The organism is Streptomyces finlayi (assembly GCF_014216315.1).
Taxonomy (GTDB): Bacteria; Actinomycetota; Actinomycetes; order Streptomycetales; family Streptomycetaceae; genus Streptomyces; species Streptomyces finlayi_A.
In genome coordinates this window covers 5,168,263-5,184,194 of record NZ_CP045702.1, presented here as the reverse complement: position 1 = coordinate 5,184,194, position 15,932 = coordinate 5,168,263, and the positions used below count along the sequence as shown (strand labels likewise).

At 70.0% G+C, this 15,932-nt stretch carries 16 protein-coding genes and 1 pseudogene; 14 read left to right on the top strand and 3 right to left on the bottom strand.

Going from position 1 to position 15,932, the window contains the following annotated elements; translation table 11 throughout:
• The first annotated feature begins 57 nt into the window (after nucleotides 1-57).
• The 14 genes from F0344_RS23845 to F0344_RS23780 all read left to right on the top strand — a co-directional run bounded on the left by F0344_RS23845 (nucleotide 58) and on the right by F0344_RS23780 (nucleotide 11,736).
• The gene (locus tag F0344_RS23845; RefSeq protein ID WP_185300736.1) at nucleotides 58-333 is read left to right on the top strand and encodes a hypothetical protein; all 276 of its coding nucleotides are present in this window, start codon (nucleotides 58-60) and stop codon (nucleotides 331-333) included.
• On the top strand, nucleotides 330-1,091 hold the full coding sequence (locus F0344_RS23840) for a hypothetical protein (protein WP_185300735.1): 762 nt from the start codon (nucleotides 330-332) through the stop codon (nucleotides 1,089-1,091). The genes F0344_RS23845 and F0344_RS23840 overlap by 4 nt, the downstream gene beginning before the upstream one ends.
• Before the next feature lie 69 nt (nucleotides 1,092-1,160).
• Nucleotides 1,161-1,967, top strand: a complete 807-nt coding sequence (locus tag F0344_RS23835; RefSeq protein ID WP_258050077.1) for a hypothetical protein — start codon at nucleotides 1,161-1,163, stop codon at nucleotides 1,965-1,967.
• Nucleotides 1,964-2,674, top strand: coding sequence for a DUF317 domain-containing protein (locus F0344_RS23830; RefSeq protein WP_185300734.1), 711 nt, complete (start codon nucleotides 1,964-1,966; stop codon nucleotides 2,672-2,674). Before F0344_RS23835 ends, F0344_RS23830 begins: the two co-directional genes overlap by 4 nt.
• A gap of 72 nt (nucleotides 2,675-2,746) precedes the next feature.
• The gene (locus tag F0344_RS23825) at nucleotides 2,747-3,523 is read left to right on the top strand and encodes a hypothetical protein (protein WP_258050076.1); all 777 of its coding nucleotides are present in this window, start codon (nucleotides 2,747-2,749) and stop codon (nucleotides 3,521-3,523) included.
• Complete coding sequence (locus F0344_RS23820; RefSeq protein WP_185300733.1) at nucleotides 3,520-4,464, top strand: hypothetical protein; 945 nt, start codon at nucleotides 3,520-3,522, stop codon at nucleotides 4,462-4,464. Before F0344_RS23825 ends, F0344_RS23820 begins: the two co-directional genes overlap by 4 nt.
• Before the next feature lie 42 nt (nucleotides 4,465-4,506).
• On the top strand, nucleotides 4,507-5,043 hold the full coding sequence (locus tag F0344_RS23815) for a hypothetical protein (protein ID WP_185300732.1): 537 nt from the start codon (nucleotides 4,507-4,509) through the stop codon (nucleotides 5,041-5,043).
• 34 nt (nucleotides 5,044-5,077) lie between these two features.
• Nucleotides 5,078-5,875: a tryptophan synthase subunit alpha gene (trpA, locus tag F0344_RS23810; RefSeq protein WP_258050296.1), complete on the top strand. Its 798-nt coding sequence runs from the start codon at nucleotides 5,078-5,080 to the stop codon at nucleotides 5,873-5,875.
• A 21-nt stretch (nucleotides 5,876-5,896) separates the two neighbouring features.
• A complete protein-coding gene (locus F0344_RS23805; protein ID WP_185300730.1) occupies nucleotides 5,897-6,334 on the top strand; it encodes a hypothetical protein in 438 nt (145 codons plus the stop codon).
• Nucleotides 6,335-6,430: 96 nt separating this feature from the next.
• Entirely contained in the window at nucleotides 6,431-7,303 is an 873-nt protein-coding gene (locus F0344_RS23800) for a hypothetical protein (protein ID WP_185302856.1), read from the top strand.
• Nucleotides 7,300-8,565 (top strand): DNA cytosine methyltransferase, encoded by a 1,266-nt coding sequence (locus F0344_RS23795; RefSeq protein ID WP_258050075.1) that lies wholly within the window; start codon nucleotides 7,300-7,302, stop codon nucleotides 8,563-8,565. The genes F0344_RS23800 and F0344_RS23795 overlap by 4 nt, the downstream gene beginning before the upstream one ends.
• Nucleotides 8,566-9,678, top strand: coding sequence for a DnaB-like helicase N-terminal domain-containing protein (locus tag F0344_RS23790; protein ID WP_185300729.1), 1,113 nt, complete (start codon nucleotides 8,566-8,568; stop codon nucleotides 9,676-9,678).
• 50 nt (nucleotides 9,679-9,728) lie between these two features.
• Nucleotides 9,729-11,081 (top strand): DUF317 domain-containing protein, encoded by a 1,353-nt coding sequence (locus tag F0344_RS23785; RefSeq protein WP_185300728.1) that lies wholly within the window; start codon nucleotides 9,729-9,731, stop codon nucleotides 11,079-11,081.
• A 31-nt stretch (nucleotides 11,082-11,112) separates the two neighbouring features.
• On the top strand, nucleotides 11,113-11,736 hold the full coding sequence (locus tag F0344_RS23780; RefSeq protein ID WP_185300727.1) for a hypothetical protein: 624 nt from the start codon (nucleotides 11,113-11,115) through the stop codon (nucleotides 11,734-11,736).
• A gap of 164 nt (nucleotides 11,737-11,900) precedes the next feature.
• Here F0344_RS23780 and F0344_RS23775 read toward each other — a convergent pair.
• From F0344_RS23775 to F0344_RS23765, 3 genes and pseudogenes are all read right to left on the bottom strand, one after another.
• A pseudogene (locus tag F0344_RS23775) lies at nucleotides 11,901-12,584 on the bottom strand (DUF5655 domain-containing protein); the annotation flags it as partial.
• Nucleotides 12,585-12,752: 168 nt separating this feature from the next.
• Nucleotides 12,753-13,340 carry a DUF6262 family protein gene (locus F0344_RS23770; protein WP_185300726.1) on the bottom strand — a complete coding sequence of 196 codons (588 nt, stop codon included), beginning with the start codon at nucleotides 13,338-13,340 and terminating at the stop codon, nucleotides 12,753-12,755.
• Nucleotides 13,337-15,922, bottom strand: a complete 2,586-nt coding sequence (locus tag F0344_RS23765; protein WP_258050074.1) for a tyrosine-type recombinase/integrase — start codon at nucleotides 15,920-15,922, stop codon at nucleotides 13,337-13,339. The genes F0344_RS23770 and F0344_RS23765 overlap by 4 nt, the downstream gene beginning before the upstream one ends.
• Between the last annotated feature and the right edge of the window lie 10 nt (nucleotides 15,923-15,932).

Genomic DNA, 15,932 nt, shown 5'->3' with positions numbered 1-15,932 from the left:
GCCGGCCTCCCTCGCTCCCCGCCCCGCACCGTCCGACAGCCCACCTGGAAAACGCCCATGCCACAGATCCACGACGTCCCCGACGACTGGAATCCCAACCATCGCTGCTGCCTCGAATGCGGCAACAGCGACCCCGACGTCACCCTGCGGGCCCTCACCCACCCCGCCACGAAACAGCAGGCCCTCGCCTGCACCCGACACCTCGCAGACGTTGCCGCCGTCCTCGATTCCTACGGGCCCGCCCTCCACGCAGAGGAACAGCACGCGCCGAAGCCCTCCACCACTCCGACGGCATCCTCGACACCCGCAACCCGCCGTCGTCCTCGCGCATGAGACCACCCGCCGAAGCCCTGCTGTTCGAGGTGCCACCGCCGCCGACATCCGTCGAGCGGCTGCTCCACCTGGCCGACCAGTACACCCAGCACAACGACGCTCTCGACCTCGTCCTGCGCACCACCGCCACGTCCGGGCCGAACACCCATGCCGACTCGGCCCTGCGTACGGCAGCCAGCACTCAATCCGCGATCAAGGCGATCCAGGGCGAACGGCTCTACGAGAGCGCGGAGCTGACCGAGACGGTGATGCGCCTGCAGCAGCTCGCCTTCCTCGCCACCGCCTCGGCGGACCTCCGTGCCGGGACAGCGCGCCAGCTGACCGCCCTGGCCCCAGAAGCTGCCGTCAGCTGCGCGGTGACCCTGGCCACCGAGATGCGCAGACGCCGCTGGGCCTCCGCCCCGGTCGCCGATCACCGGCTGACAGCCGTGCAGTGCGACGCCCTGACCGAGATCGCCCGCGGGCACGTCGTGGCCGGCAGCTCGATGGAGCGCGAGTTCACACGCTCGCGTGAGCCCAAGGTGCTGATAAGCACCCTGCGTGCCCTGGAGTCGAGGGGCCTGGTCGAGAGGTCCGCGGACTCGGCGCATCCCGCGTACGTCGGGGGCCCGCCCCAGGACCGCGTGCGCCTCACCGAGACGGGCATCGCCTCCCTCGCCTCTGTCCTCGAACTGCCGTCGGCCAGACCGAGTGCGGCACCTGGGACGACGCCCCGCCCTCTCCCGGCCGCCGCGCAGGCCACCGCCCGAAGCCGCTGAACCATCCCAGGAGCCCCCATCCCCACGCCCCCGACCGATCTCCACGAACAAGTCAGCCAACTCCGTGAGTTGGCCCGTGACTTCGAAGCCCTCAAGCTGCACGTGCACGACGTTTCGTACACGCCCGGCACGGACGCGCTGCGCCGCATCGGCCCCCTCCTCTTGCAGACCCAGGACCTCACTGCCACCGCCATGGTGCGCCTGACCGCGCTCGACAACAGCGCGTACACCCACATCGCCGGCAGCCGTGCCAGCCTGGACCTGCTGTCCTCGGTCGTGTCCTCGTCGTCGCTCGCCGGCACGGACCTGGCCCGTGCCCTTCTAGCCAACCCGTACGAAGGGGCGCAGTTCGCCGGTTACCCGGCCGACGACGAGGCGGTACGCGCCCACCGGCACGCCGAAGCCATTCCGAAGATGAGCGGGCACCTCAACGATGCCGTCCACCAGCTCGACCTGTGCGCGACCGGCTGCCACTACCTCGCCCACGGCATCGCCGAGGACCTCGCCTCCGCTCAAGATCACAAGACGGCGGCCGTACGGCAGACGGCAGGGGCCCCGCTCAGCCCGGCCCAGTACGACGCCCTCACCGCGCTGTCCGCCGGCGGACAGCTGTGTGAGAGTTCGGCGCGGGGGCTGGGCGTCACCCGGGTCGCCACCGAGGACGGCACCCGCGTCTCCATCGCCACCTACCGCGCTCTGGCCAAGCGCAAGCTGGTCCGCTCCGACACCGGCACCTCGCTGTTCCAGGGGCAGAAGATCACCGTGACCGAGGCGGGGCAGCGCGCCTTGGCCGAGCCTCGGCCTCGCGCCGCCCTGTCAACGGCAGCGTCCACCGCCCCGAAGGTCACCGTGGCGGCGCAGGGTGTTCGCCGATGAGCCCGTACGCGCCCGACGAACGGGTCCTGGTCTCCCCGCGGTACATGGCCGATGCCGGGGACCGGGTCGCCGACGTGATCGGTCCCCTTATCCACCTCTTCGGCTGGAAAGTCGAGCACGATGCCGGCAACGGCGACGTCGGCGTCGACAGCCCCGACGGCAGCGTGTCGGTCGACTTCGTCCCGCTGCACCCGCTCGGACGCTGGTGCAAGGTCGTCCACCACGAGCCCTACTGGAAGGCGGTGTTCAGCCGACAGGCGCCGCTGGAGGCAGTGGCCGCGTTCACCCAGGCCCTGCCCCAGCTCCTCGGTGATGACCGCCACGCCGAGCAGATTCCGGTCACACGCGAGCCCTTGGACCAGATCGCCGCCCTCAGCGGCTGGTCTGCCGAGGGCAGCTCCTTCGTCTCGCCCGACCTGTACTGCCGAATCGAGCACACGCCGGACGTGGACGATGCCTGGAAGGTCGAGCACGTCTACTTCGAGAACGATCCGCTGGCCACCTTCATGCGGCACACCCCCGACCACCTCGTCGGCAACTTCTTCGCCCATCTCGCCACGCCGATCGCGGTGGAGCGCGCCTTCGCCGACATCCCCCTCAGCACCCGGTACGAGCACGGCGGCCTGATCACCCCGGTCCGCGGGGCTGCGATCAACCCACAGGTCGCTCACGCCCTCGCCCAGCTTGGCCGCCCCCACCGTCGCTAACCATCTCCTGTTACGGAGCCACCCCTGTCCGAGAAGACCCTCTCCGTCGAGCCGGCCGAGCAACTCCTGGCCGTGGCATCCGACTTCACTCGCTTCCACGACCTTCATCTGCGACACGCGGTGAACGGGAACCGGCCCGCCGACATCCTGAATGCGCAGGCGACGCGTGCCCAAGCCCTGGCCAATTCGGCGCTCGACATCGTCACCAGACTCAACAAGGAGTCGATGTACCACAGCCCCGTCATCAGCGCCGTCTACGCCCGGATTCGCCAACTCGCCCACCTGGCCTATGACGCGGCCGACCACCTGATCGAAGCCGGGGACGTCCTCGCCCATGCGCAGGCGGGACTGCCCATGGAGCTGGGCGACGGCTTCCTGGCCGTCCCGAGTGAGCAGGACGCCCGCCAGGAGATCGGACGGCGCTTCGCCCTCGTTTCGCAGCTCACCGCTCTCGGCGCCTCCGACGCCGTGGTGACCGCCGAACAGTACGTCGCCGAACGCCGCCATTACGGCTACCTGCCCGCGCATCAGCCGCCCACCCTGTCGCGGACCCAGAGCCGCACACTGCTTGCGGTCGCCCGTGGGGAAGTCACCATCAGCAACGGCCGGCCGTGGAACCGCCGCGAGTGCGACAACTTCAGCATCAGCACCATCCGCGCGCTGGAAAGCCGCGACCTGATCACGCGCGAGGACTGCCAGCTGTGGCTCGTGGACGAGCGTGTGCACCTGAGCCCGGCCGGGCGCCGTGACCTCTCCGCCTCTTTCGCCTACCCCCGCCCGGCTGCCCCGACCACCACGCGCCCGGCCCTGCGGCCGAGTGGCGCTCCGAAACCGGCCCGTAGCCGATGACCCGACCCCCGAACACCCCGAATCCCGAGACGGCGGCGGCGAGCGCAACCGCCGCCGCGCGGACCCCGGACACTCGGATAGGCCGCTACGACTGGGAGAAGGCCCGAGGGCCCATCGCCGCGTTCGGCGAATCCAAGTCACTCGGCGCATGGGCCAACGATCCCCGCTGCCAGGTGAAGAAGGAAGCACTGCGGACACGGCTCGCTCTGGGCTGGGATCCCGAAGAAGCCGTCACCAAGCCCAAGCACGAACTGCCCACCCTCCAGTTCACCTTCGGCGAGAAGACGCTGACGCTACGCGGCTGGGCCGAGCAGTCGGGAATCAAGTACCACACGCTCTACGGCCGCATCCACACACAGGGCCTCTCCTTCGAAGAAGCTCTGGCCAAGGGGCCCGACGGCGAGCACTTCATGGTGCCCGTGACCGCCTTCGGCGAGACGAAGCCCCTCTACCGATGGGGAGTGGACCCGCGAGCGAACGCCTCCACCAGCACCATCCGCAAGCGCATCAAGGCGGGCTGGAATCCGCAGATCGCCATCACCGAGGAACCCGAGAACCGGTCCACCCTCGGTACCGGTCAGCCCTACAGCGCATGGGGCCAGCGGATGAGTCTGCCCGACTGGGGGCGCCTGTCCGGCATCCCCGAAGAGGTCATCCGTGGCCGGATGCACGGCCACGAACTCACCCTCGAAGCTGCCCTGCAATCCCTTGGCTGGACCCCCGAAGCCCCTGCCACCGCCACATCGCTGCTGACCGTACAGGTCCACCAACTGCAGCCGGGCGACCTGATCGTTTCCGCCGAGGCGTCCTCCGGCGAGATCACCGTGCGCCGTCACCACGTGGACACCCATCCCCCTCGGCACGCTTCACGCCCGATGGCACAAAAACCGGCCACCCCACCGCCCGGTCCTCAACCGGCTCGTCGCTCAGCCGGGCGCTGAACCCGTATCTCTGGAGTTCCTACGCCTTCCGACACCCCGTCCGTGCACGACTTCGCCCGAGTGCTCGCCGACCAGATCCCCGGCGCCGCTCCCCGCGACGTCACCGTCCACTTCACCGTCCGGCGCCAAGCAGCAGCCCAGCACGGCTACCGCTCCCGCGGCGGCCCCGTGACGGTCTACGCCCAAGCCCTGCACGCCCAGCTCTACGGCCTGCCCACGGACGAGGAGCCTCTTCCCGCCGCCCTCGACGCGCTCCTGCAGGCCGCGCACACCGTCGCCGGCCCCGAACAGCAGAGCCAGGTTCTGCAGCAGCTCGCCGAGCAGCTCCGCAACGCCGCCGAGATCCTCGAATGGGCACGCAACGACGCCCACTGGCGTCAACTCCCCGTCCCCACATGGGAGTGGCTACGCGACGCCACGGACCGTACGCGCGACCTCGCCGACGGCCTCGACACCCTCTGGCCCGGCTTCACCGCCGAACCGCCTGCACGCGCGGCGCCGCCCCAGCCAGTTCCACATCCCGCCGCACCGCGCACTGGCGCAACTACGCCCGTCCCGTCGGCCGGCCATCGCCGCTGACCTGCGACAGCGCCTCCACTGAGAAGGACACACCCTGGCAACCGCCACCCGCCTCCACACGGTCCTCACCCAACCCCGCTGCGCACTCGGAGTGTTCGTTCCCGCCGGCGTTCATCATCCGGATATCCAGTGCCGCCAGCTCGACCGCCTCGCCCAGGCCGGGGCCGACCTGTTCGAGATCGGTCTGCCCTGCGCCAACCCGGCCCTCGACGGCCGCCTCATTCGGTCCGCCTATCACCGTGCCCTGGTCAAGGGGGAGGTCATCGACCGCACCGTCGGTGCCGTCGCACACGCCGCGTCGCTGCGTCCGACGGTGGTGATGACCTACTGGGAACCCGTCCTCCGCCACGGCCCCGAACACCTGGCTCGCCTGTTCGCCGAGGCGGGCGCTGCGGGGATGATGGTGGTCGACCTTCCTCGCGATGAAACGCTCCGCTGGCACCGCGCCGCCCGCGCCGCAGGTCTGTCCGCGCCTCACCTCGTCCCGCGCACCACGGCAGACGCCGACCTCCGCACCGCGGTCGACGGTGCGTCCGGCTGGCTCTACGCACCCGCCAGTACCGGCCCCACCGGCTACCGCGGCCCCCTCGACCTGCCGGCCCTCGATGCCTTCGCCCAGCGGCTGCGCGCCGCAAGCCAGCTGCCCGTGGTCTCCGGGGTGGGCATCTCCAGCCCCGTCCTCGCGGCCCACGTGGCGCCCCTGGTCGACGCCGTCGTCATCGGCACCCCGGTCGTCCAGGCTCTGCTGTCGGACCCGGCCCCGGCCGCCGCTGTGACGGCCGCATTCGCCCACGCGCTGGGTACTGGGATCGGCACGGCACCCGATGCCTGAGTCCTCCAGCCCCCACGAGCTGTGGACCGAATCGCGGCCGACGCACGTGCCCTTCAGCACTGCCTGCGCCACGCCCCCATCGACTGCGCCCAGGTCCTGACCGACCGGGTCACCGAGGCACAGGCACTCGCGGCCAGCGCGCTCCACCTCTTCCTCGACCTGGAGCGGGAGCCGTCGCACGACTCGTCCGCGCACCTGCTCCGCCTCGACCGTGCGGCACGCACCGCCAAGGCGGCCCAGGACGCGAGCGCGGAACTGACCGCCGCCCTGGCACGGGCTGTCGAGAACCAGCGCCGCAGAGCCGACGCCCCGACATCACCGCCTGTAGTTCTCCGGCCCACGCCGCAGCAGTTCGTTGCCTCGGCCGCCGACCTGCTCGACGGCCTCCTCGCACAGTGCCACGCGCTGCGCCGAGACCACCCCCAGCCGCCTGCCGTACCCGTACCGCCGTCGCGCTGAGACCCCCACCGCTCCCCACGCCCTCCAGGACCCACCATCACCGAACAGCCCCAGTTCCGCGCCCTGTCCCTCGGCGCCGGAGTCCAGTCCAGCACCCTGCTCGCCCTGTCCGCCGCAGGCGACCTTCCCAAGGTCGATTACGCGATCTTCGCCGACACCGGATGGGAGCCCCGCGCCGTCTATGACCACCTCGACCGCTTGGAGCGTGAGGTAGCCGCCCCGGCCGGCATCCCGGTCCTGTGCGTGTCCACCGGCAACATCCGCGACGACGCCCTCGACCCGCACCACCGGTTCGCCTCCATGCCGCTCTACATCCTCAACCAGGACGGCAAGGCCGGGATGACCCGACGGCAGTGCACCGGCGAATACAAGATCAAACCAATAAAGAAGCAGGTCAGAGCCCTCCTCGGCTACCCCTACCCCGCCCGGATCCCGCGGGAGGTGTTCGTCGAGCAGTGGGTCGGCATCTCGACCGACGAGTTCCACCGCGCCAAGGACGCGGACGTGAAGTACATGCGCAACCGGCATCCGCTCATCGACCTGGGCTGGTCGCGCACCGATTGCGTCCGCTACCTGTCCTCGCTCAACCTGGCGGACACCCCCAAGAGCAGCTGCTTGGGATGCCCCTTCCACGGCAACTCACAGTGGCGCCACATCCGCGACACCTCGCCTGCCGAATGGGCGGACGTGGTGGCCTTCGACGCCGCCATCCGCCAGGGCAACGCCCGCGCCAACGCGAGCGGCAACCCGCTGCTGGGCGAAGCATTCCTGCACCGCTCCCGCGTGCCCCTGGCCGACGCTCCCATTGATCACGTCACCGCCGCCGAATGGGCCGCCATGCAGCAGGAACTGGGAGACGACGAAGACCCCGCCACGCTGGAGGAAGGCGTCACAGACGGCTGCTCGCCCTGGGCCTGCCGCGGCGACGCGGACGCGCTGACCCGGGACGACTTCGGGCTGGCCACGTGATCGTGCTCGATCTGTTCGCCGGGCCCGGCGGCTGGAGCCACGCCCTGACCCTCCTCGGGGTACGCGACATCGGCCTGGAATGGGACGCGTGGGCCTGCAAGACCCGCGCGGCGGCGAGGCAGTTGACTATCCGCACCGACGTTGCGATGTATCCGGTGGGGCCCTTCCTCGGAAGGACCACCGGCCTCATCGCCAGCCCGCCCTGCCAGGCATGGTCGATGGCCGGAAAACGTCTCGGGCTCCGCGACCAGCCGCTGGTCCACCAAGCTCTCGCCGACCTCGCCGTCGGCCGCGACACCCGCGAACAGCTCCTCACCGCCTGCCAGGACGAACGCTCCCTGCTCGCCGCCGAGCCCATGCGCTACCTGCACGCCCTCAACCAGCACGGCCAACCCGAGTGGATCGCGATGGAGGAAGTGCCCGACGTCCTGCCCCTCTGGCGCCAGTACGCCGCGGTCCTGCGCGGCTGGGGCTTCTCGGTGTGGACGGGGATCCTGAACGCGGCGGACTACGGAGTGCCGCAGACGAGACGGCGCGCGATCCTGCTCGCCTCCCGCACCCGTACCGCCGAGCCCCCGTCGCCCACGCACTCCAAAGTCGCCGAGCCGGAGACGCTGTTCGGGCCGGGCCGCGCCCAGTGGGTGTCCATGGCCGAAGCCCTCGGCTGGGGTGCCACCGACCGCCCGGTGCCGACCGTGTGCGCCGGCGGAGGGCCGGGAGGCGGCCCGGAGCCTTTCCCGTCCGGATCCCGCAAGACCCTCAGCGACGCCCGCGACCGCGGAACCTGGAAGCCCCAGAGCACCCTCGTCCTGCAGTCCCGCCGGGAGGGCGCGGGGTGGTCGGCTCGGCACGGAGCCAGGGAGAACCGGCCGGCCGACGAGCCGGCCCCCACCTTCACGGGCGAAGCGCACCGCTGGTCATGGTCCCTGCGCAGCAACAACCAGTCCAACGCGACCGTCCGCCGGTCCGACGAGCCGGCCGGCACCCTGTTCTTCGGCCATCGCGCCAATGAATGCGTCTGGATCGCCGAAGCCGCCCCCAGCACCTCTGGCGAGGAGCAGCCGGCGCCGGAGTCCATCCGGATCACCGCCCAGGAAGCCGGCCGCCTGCAGACCTTCCCCACCGACTATCCCTGGGCCGGGAACAAGGGCCAAGTCTTCGGCCAGATCGGCAACGCGGTGCCCCCTCGGCTCGCCGCCCATCTGCTGGCCCCGCATCTCGGCAAGACCCTCAACCCCGACGACTTCACCCTGGCCGCGTAGATGTCCCAATCCACCGACCCGTACGAGGACGACCTGGACGACCTGCCCTCTCCGCGGCCCGTCCACTACGCCGAGCAGTCCCTGCTCGGGGCGCTCCTTCTGGATCCCCACCGGCTTCCCGACATCCGCGTCCTGGGAGCGGAGCAGTTCAGCAACCACGCCCACGGCTCCCTCTTCCAGGCCATGCGCATGGTCCCGCTGCCCGATCCGGAGGCCCACCGCTCCGATCCCGCCTGGCTCAACGCCGTCCTGGCCGCGGCTCGCCCCCAGGCCCCCGGGCTGACCGCCTCTTACCTCCACACCCTCGTCCAGGTCTGCCCGTGGCCCCAGCACGCGCCCGCGTACGCCCGGATGATCCAATCCGATCACGCCCGACGCACGCTGCTCATGCACGCCCAACGCCTAGCCCAGACCGCGACCGACGCCACCTTGCCTAACCGGGCCGTCACCACCCTGGCCCAGGCCGACGCCCTCGCGCAGTTCCTGGACACGCTCTCCGGACAGTTCGCCCCGCACCCCGGCTCCCTGCCACGCACCGCCATGCCGACACAGCCCACGGCGCGCAGCAGCGAGGAAGCCCTCGACGAGGAACGACTCCTCCTCGCCACCGCCACCGCGCACCCGGCCGCGCTGAAGGACATGCGCTGGCTCCAGCCCGACGACTTCACGCAGCCCCTGCACGCAGCCCTGTGGCAGTGCCTGACCTCGCTGGTCCACCGCGCAGAGCCCGTGGACCCGGTCACCGTGCTCTGGGAAGCCCAGCACCGTGGACTCCTCGCCGATGACCTCGCCGCCAGTGACCTGATGGCACTGGTCTCCACACCCGTCGGGTCAGCCGAATACTGGGGTGAACGCATTCTTCAACGCGCCCTGCTCACCCGTGCGTGCGACGTCGCCACGCGGATCGCCACCTACGCCGAGGACCCGGCCAACACGACGCATCAACTGATCACCGGCAGCCGCCGTGCCTTGGCCGACCTCACTGCCCTGCGCACCCGCTGGCAGCGCAGCACCGCCCCCGCACCACCGACGACTCCTCGTGCCCCGCGCAGCCCGGCCGTCTCCCGGGCCGGTCCGCCGCTCCGAGCCACCGCAGCACGAGCACTCCGATGACCCCCGCTCCGGCCGACCCACGCCGGCCAGAGCCGCGAAACGAGACCAGATTGCCGCACCCCGAAGCCGCCCCTCACATCCGCCTCGGCCTGTACCAGGACCGCTCCAGCGCCGTCACCGCCACCATCACCGGCAGCCCCACCCGTACCATCCACGGCCTCCTCACCATCCACGGCTTCGAGTCGCTGGACGAACAGACGATGGTCATGGCGCGCATCGACCGCGAGGAACCGCACTACGCCGAGCAAGCCGCACGCGCCCTGCGAGCCGAGAACATCACCGTGGACATCACCCCCGAGCTGCGCGAGGAGATCGACACCGAATGGACCTGGGCCAACTACCCCATGCCCTGGTGCACGCGCGAGGAGATCCGCGAGGTGTCCAACGACGCCCAGCAGATCTACGACGACATCCGCCACGGACGCCTGATCATCCACGCCCACGCCCACGACGGCTGGACCACCGTCGCCGTCGGCACCTACCGCGAAGGCCCAAGCATCCACCTCCACGGGGAAAACCACCTGCGCACCGAATCGATGCGGTACGACAACCCCGTAGAAGCCATAACCGAGTTCGATCGCCTCTACGGCGACGCCGTACGCCCCGGCCCGGCGCCGGCCACCAGCACCGAAACCGAAGCTGAACAGGCTCGCACCTCGCTACCGGCTACGGCCAACGCACCGACGTCACCGGCGACGACCAGGCTCGTAGACGCGCACGCTGCCGCGGCTGGCAACCACGAAGCACTCCTGAACGACTTTCTCGAAGCGCACGGAGAGTGGGAAAAGTGGCGCACGTGGTCGGACGAGACCACCCACGCAGTCCACGAATCCCTCGTCATGCGAGCCGAGTTCGTTCACGAAGCCGCCCCTGACGACACCCAGTGGAAGATCGCGGCGTACGAGAGCCCGGTCGGCGAGCGCCTGTGGCACGCCACCGCGACCGCCACGGCCCCCGTGGACATCGTGCGGACGCTGCTCGAAAGCCTCGACTCCGCGGATACCGTCGAGATCACCGCCGGCAGCCTGGTCTCGGAGGCCAACGTCTGGGAGGCCACCCGTCCGTTGTTCGACGCCGACTGGGACCACAGCGTCGACGGCCGCTTCATCCGATGGCAGGCACCAAGTGATCACTCCGCAGGCGTCCAGTTCGATGCCTTCGCGGCAAACTTCCGGCAGTCCGACCTGCCCGTCTGGACGTTCTGGGGCGGGGGCGACGCCGAAGCCCCCGAGTGGGCCCTGCACTTTTCGACGCACGCCGCCGTCTCCGTACTGCAGGACGTCGCCGTCGAGGCGGCCGGTCGATACGCAAAGCCGCTCGCCTCCGCACGACGGCAGCGCAGCCCGCGCAGTGCGTCACCCGCCCCGGCCCCACATCCTGCCGCCCCCGCCAGAACACGCTGATACAGACGTCAGAGTCGGCGAGAATCGACTCATGCCCCTCCCGCACCCTTCCGAGAGCGTCTACCGCAGAGTCACCGTCGAATTCGGCCGTGAAGCCTTCGGCAGCCAGGCCCCAGCAACCCGGCGCGTTCCGATTCCGGACGAGTGGCTCGATGCCCCGCCCGACGCCGATCTCCGCGAAACATCCCTAATCCGCGATCCCGACCGGTACACCGACGGATTGCTGCGTATGGCCTCGCTGACAGCGCTCGTCCCCGGGGATCAATTCTCACTCTGGGTGTTCCTGCACAGCCGGGACGGCCAGCCATTCGTCATGGACCGTCACGGAGTTACGGGAAGGAGCGTCGGAAATCAGACGTTGGGGCCTCTGGCCAATCTCCAGGTGTACGCCACGAACCCACAGGGGCTTTACGAAGGAAAGTCACACGGAGTGTGTGTGCACCAGAAGTCGCTGAGCCCTGAGCATGATCTTCTCACTCTCCACGATTTCGTTCCGCTCTACCTGCAAGACCCGGGATACGGCTATTGGACAGGCTCAGGCTGGTGCAGCAAATGCGCCGGATACGCGGTGCGGAGGCTGAACGAGGAACAGTTCGCCCACTACTGGACGAGCGTGCAGGCCGCTCACGCCGCCTTGTCCGGCGGGCTTCGGTAGATCTGGGCGGCAATATAGCGGTGGATCCCCGGTTACCGAAACCGGGGATCCACGGAATACTTATAGCTCCACCGCCACTACCTGACCGCCACATCGAAGGGCCGCATCGCGACAGACGACAACTTGATCAGGCAAGCGCACCTGGCCCCGGGGCCATTACTGGTTCACGCCGCGGCGTAGCTCAGCCGGAACAGGTCCTGAGCGCGCTCCAGGTCCCGCTCGGTGCGCAGCTGCACCTCCAGGTCGCCCGTGCCGTGGTGACCGAGCCCCGTCACGTCCCGGGTGAATCCGGGCCTGAGATCGACGCTCTTCGGGTCCGCCTTCAGGTAGACGAGCAACTTGGTCTGCTGGGGCGGGATGACACAGGCGAAATTCCGCAGCCGCTGGTACGCGGCGTACTGCTTGCGCTGAACTCGCGTGATGCCGTCTCCCAGGCCGCGGAGCATCTCGTCCGCAGCCACGGCCAGCTCCGCCATGGCACCGGTCTGCCGCTGGAGCGCCTGCGGCGCGTCCATGTGCGCCCGTCGGCGAGTGCGCCGGTTCGCCGCGCCCGACTTGCCGGTGACGGAGACCACCGTCTCCAGGCTGACATGGTTGCTGCCGTAGTACCGGTAGCGGACCAGGTCGATGCTGCGACGGTGCTCGCGCACAGCGTGCGCGTCGTAGCGAGTGAAGTCGCCGGCAACGCAGATCAGGCGGGGGGCGCTCCACAGGACCTGGGCCGCGGTCGGCACTCCGAGCCTGTCGCGGACCAGGCTGTCGAAGGCACTCCGGTGCCGGGTGAGCCACGACAGGTAATAGAGGCCCTGGTTGATCACGCCGGCATCCGTGCCGCGCTTGTACTCGATTTTACCGACCGCAGGAGCTCGTGAACCGGCTCTGAACTGCGACGACTCATAGACTACATGTCCGCGACGGGGAGTTGGGGCCGTTGCTGTAGCCCGCCTGGGTGGTCGCATGGGACGGCCCGTCCACCGGGACGGTGGACGGGCCGTGAAGTGGTTGGGCGGGAGGGATCAGGACTTCAGTACCGGTTCGGCGATGCGAGCTTCAAGGTCGGCGACGCGCCGGTCCTGGAAGCGTAGGTTCGAACGGGCGGCCTTGAGTCGTTCGTCGAGGGTGCGGTTGTCGGTGGTGAGCTGGCGGACGCGCTGTTTGAGGGTGGTGTTCTCGGTGGCAATCCGCTGGATGGCACCCTCGGTCCACTCAGCTTGCAAGTCGTCTATCTGGCCGAGGAGTTCGCCAATCCGGGTGCGTTGGGTGAAGATCTCGGTGTGGGCGGCCCTGAGGGCGTCCTCGGCGTTCAGGGCGCGTTCGCGCCAGGTCGCCTCGCGCTCGTCGTCCTGTCCAGCAAGCGCGCGGGATTGGTGTTCGTCGGCCTGCGTCATCGCTGCGGCGACCGCGGATCTGGCCTCGACGTTGTCGTAGAGGAAGGTGCGCGAGACGTCCGCGCGGCGGGCGAGGGCGGCGACGCTGACCTGGGCTTTCTCGCGTCGGAGCCGGGCGATGGCCTGGTGGACGCGCTGAAGGGCGGCTTCGGTCTTGCGGCGGCGGGCGGCCAGGGCCGCCGCGGTGCGGGGTTCGGGAACAGTGACGGTGTTCATGCAGCTTCCTGTTCGAGGTCGTCGCCGTCGGCTGTGCACGTATCGCTGTACTCGTCCGGCTCGCCGTTGGCCGCGTCGGCAAGGTCGGCGGCGCGAAAGGCCGTGGACCACACGCGGTGGAAGTAGTCCTGGGGTTTGCGCAGGTCCAGGGCGAGGGCGTCGTCGAGGAGTCCGAGGCCGGCCAGGGCCTTCTCCAGGCCGTCGATGGCGCGGGCGGTGGGCTCGAAGTAGCGGTGGAGGTAGTCGGCGGTGGCGTCGTCGGGGGCGCCCTCAGCCAGCAGCCGCCACTGTTCCCGTTTGCGACGCCAGTAGAGGAGGTCGGCGCCGGACAGGACGAACTTGTCGCAGTTGTGGCAGTCGAGGTTGAAGGGGCAGGCGCCGCCGTTCACGACGGGCTGGAAGGTGCAGAATCCGCCCTCGGCGGGGGTGCTGCGGCGAGAGAGGTCGATGGCCAGGGCCTGGGCCTGTTCTCGGGTGAGCGGGGTGGTGTCGCTGGTGAGGGGTTCACCGGGGTGGGCGGCGCCGGGTCCGGCGACCCACACGTGCTGGAGGACGTTGTCCAGGTCGCTGCTGGTCAGGTGGACGTAGTGCTCGGCCATGCGGTCGGAGACCTGGCCGAGGTAGCGGCGGATGTGTGTCAGGGTCGCGCCGTGCCGCAGCAGCCGTGTGGCCAGGGTGTGCCGGGCCTGGTGGGCGACGTAGTGACCGCCGAGGTCAAGCTCGGCGAGCCAGCTGCGGAAGCCGGTGTGGAACCAGGTGTAGGACAGAGCGCGGCGGCCGTCGGGATTGAGGATGTCGGTGGGGAACAGGGCCAGGTGGGCGCGTTCGGCAGCAGTGGGCGGACGACCGGCGTGCCGGTCGGCATAATGCGTCAGGGTCTTGCGGCGGCGTTCTTCGAGCCGGTCCAGGAGATGATCGGGGATGCGGACGGCCGCGTTCAGGTTGCCGACCTTGGTCTGGTCGTGCCAGAGCAGGGGCAGCCCGCCGTAGCGGCCGACGCAGTCCAGGCGGAGCTCGAGGACCTCTCTGGCGCGCCGTCCTGTAACGATGATGGTCTCCCACGCATCCCGCAGACCCCGGTCGTGCGGGTCGCAGCCGTCGGCGAGCTGCTGCAGGTTGGTCTCGTCCACAAGCGCCCGGGCGACCTCGTCGGGGAAGGGGTTGCGGCTGCGGGCCGTGCCCCGGCCTCCGACCGGCATGGCGGCTATGAAGGTGCGGTCCAGGCCGATCTGCTCGGCGCTGCCGCTGTCCAGCGCGCCGCGCAGAAGGGACCGGCCATAGTTGAACACCATCCGCCGCGAGGTCTCGGTGACTTTCGACCTTTTGCCGTCCAGGCGGGCCTGGCCGCGGAAGGTGAGGCCGAGGCGTTCGCGGTTGCGCAGGTCCGCAACGAAGCGGTGGACATGCTCGCCGCGCAGCACGGTGGGGTCGTGGCCGCCGCCGAGCGCCTCGGCCTCCAAAAACGCAGACAGTTCGGCGCCGGCGCGGCGCACGAAGTCCACCGGCTGGGCAGTGCGCGGGCAGCTGGGCGAGCGCAGCACGTCGACGATGTGGTCCCACAAGAGGTCGCGCAGCCACCGCTGGGTGACGCAGGTCAGGTCGACGTAGCTGGAGCGGTGCGGGAAGCGCACCCCGAAGTGCTCGGTCTCGATGTAGCCGGCATCCCGAGTGTCGGAGGGGGTGAAGTAGATCTTCCGCAGGGCCTGTTGCACCTCCTGGACCATGCGCTGGTGGTAGGCGCGGCGGAAGACCGAGGCATCCAGGCCGGCCAGGGACGCCACGTCGCGGCGCTGGCACTCGTCCGCGAGCGACTGCATCCACGTCAGATGCCACACAGCGACGGGCTGCATGCCGTGAACGTGCATGCCCCACTGAAGCTCGGCCCTCAGCAGGGGCCGCAGCCCGCGCAGGTTGACCGATCCGGTGCGGTGCACCGGCAGCTGCGCGCGGCACCAGGCACGGAAGGCGATATCGTCCTCGCAGGTCACCGGGACAGGGCGATCACGGCGCTCGTAGGTGGCGAAGAAGTTTTTCGGCGGCTTCGCCCCTCCCGGCCGCCCGGCCCGGTTGTAGCCGCGCTCGTGCGCGCCGCACAACCCCAGGGGCGAGGCGGCCAGTTCGTCGCACACGTCCGCACGACACTCACCGTAGCCCGGCAGCGCCGGCTGGTCGGCCAGCCACCGCTCGAACTCCGCCTCGCCCCTGCCGGGGAGCCGCTTCCGGTAGCTCAGCCACCGGTTGCGGTGCCGGAAGCACAGCACCAGCTGCAGGCTGAACGCCGGACGCTGCGGGCAGATCCGGCACATCATCGCCTCCGGCATCTCCGTGGCCGGCAGCGGCTCCGCACTCCGCAGGAACTGAGCCCGGCTCATCCCGCGCGCCTCCGCCTCCTGCCACTGCCCAGCGTGTACCGAGCACATCGCGTAGCGCCTCCAGCGGGGCCTCTCACAGTCGACGACCGTGCAGCTCCACGGATAGACCGGGTGCGTCGGCGGGATCTTCAGCACCCCGCCGCGCAGCACCGGGTCGAACTCGGGCCCGTTGACCAGCGCGGTGAGCACCTCCAGCCGGTCCCGACCCATGCGGGCATCC

Coding starts and splice junctions, on each gene's coding strand:
- F0344_RS23765 (WP_258050074.1), bottom strand. CDS start 15,922: ATGGGTCGGGACCGGCTGGAGGTGCTCACCGCGCTGGTCAACGGGCCC.
- F0344_RS23790 (WP_185300729.1), top strand. CDS start 8,566: ATGTCCCAATCCACCGACCCGTACGAGGACGACCTGGACGACCTGCCC.
- F0344_RS23780 (WP_185300727.1), top strand. CDS start 11,113: ATGCCCCTCCCGCACCCTTCCGAGAGCGTCTACCGCAGAGTCACCGTC.
- F0344_RS23830 (WP_185300734.1), top strand. CDS start 1,964: ATGAGCCCGTACGCGCCCGACGAACGGGTCCTGGTCTCCCCGCGGTAC.
- F0344_RS23840 (WP_185300735.1), top strand. CDS start 330: ATGAGACCACCCGCCGAAGCCCTGCTGTTCGAGGTGCCACCGCCGCCG.
- F0344_RS23770 (WP_185300726.1), bottom strand. CDS start 13,340: ATGAACACCGTCACTGTTCCCGAACCCCGCACCGCGGCGGCCCTGGCC.
- F0344_RS23845 (WP_185300736.1), top strand. CDS start 58: ATGCCACAGATCCACGACGTCCCCGACGACTGGAATCCCAACCATCGC.
- F0344_RS23820 (WP_185300733.1), top strand. CDS start 3,520: ATGACCCGACCCCCGAACACCCCGAATCCCGAGACGGCGGCGGCGAGC.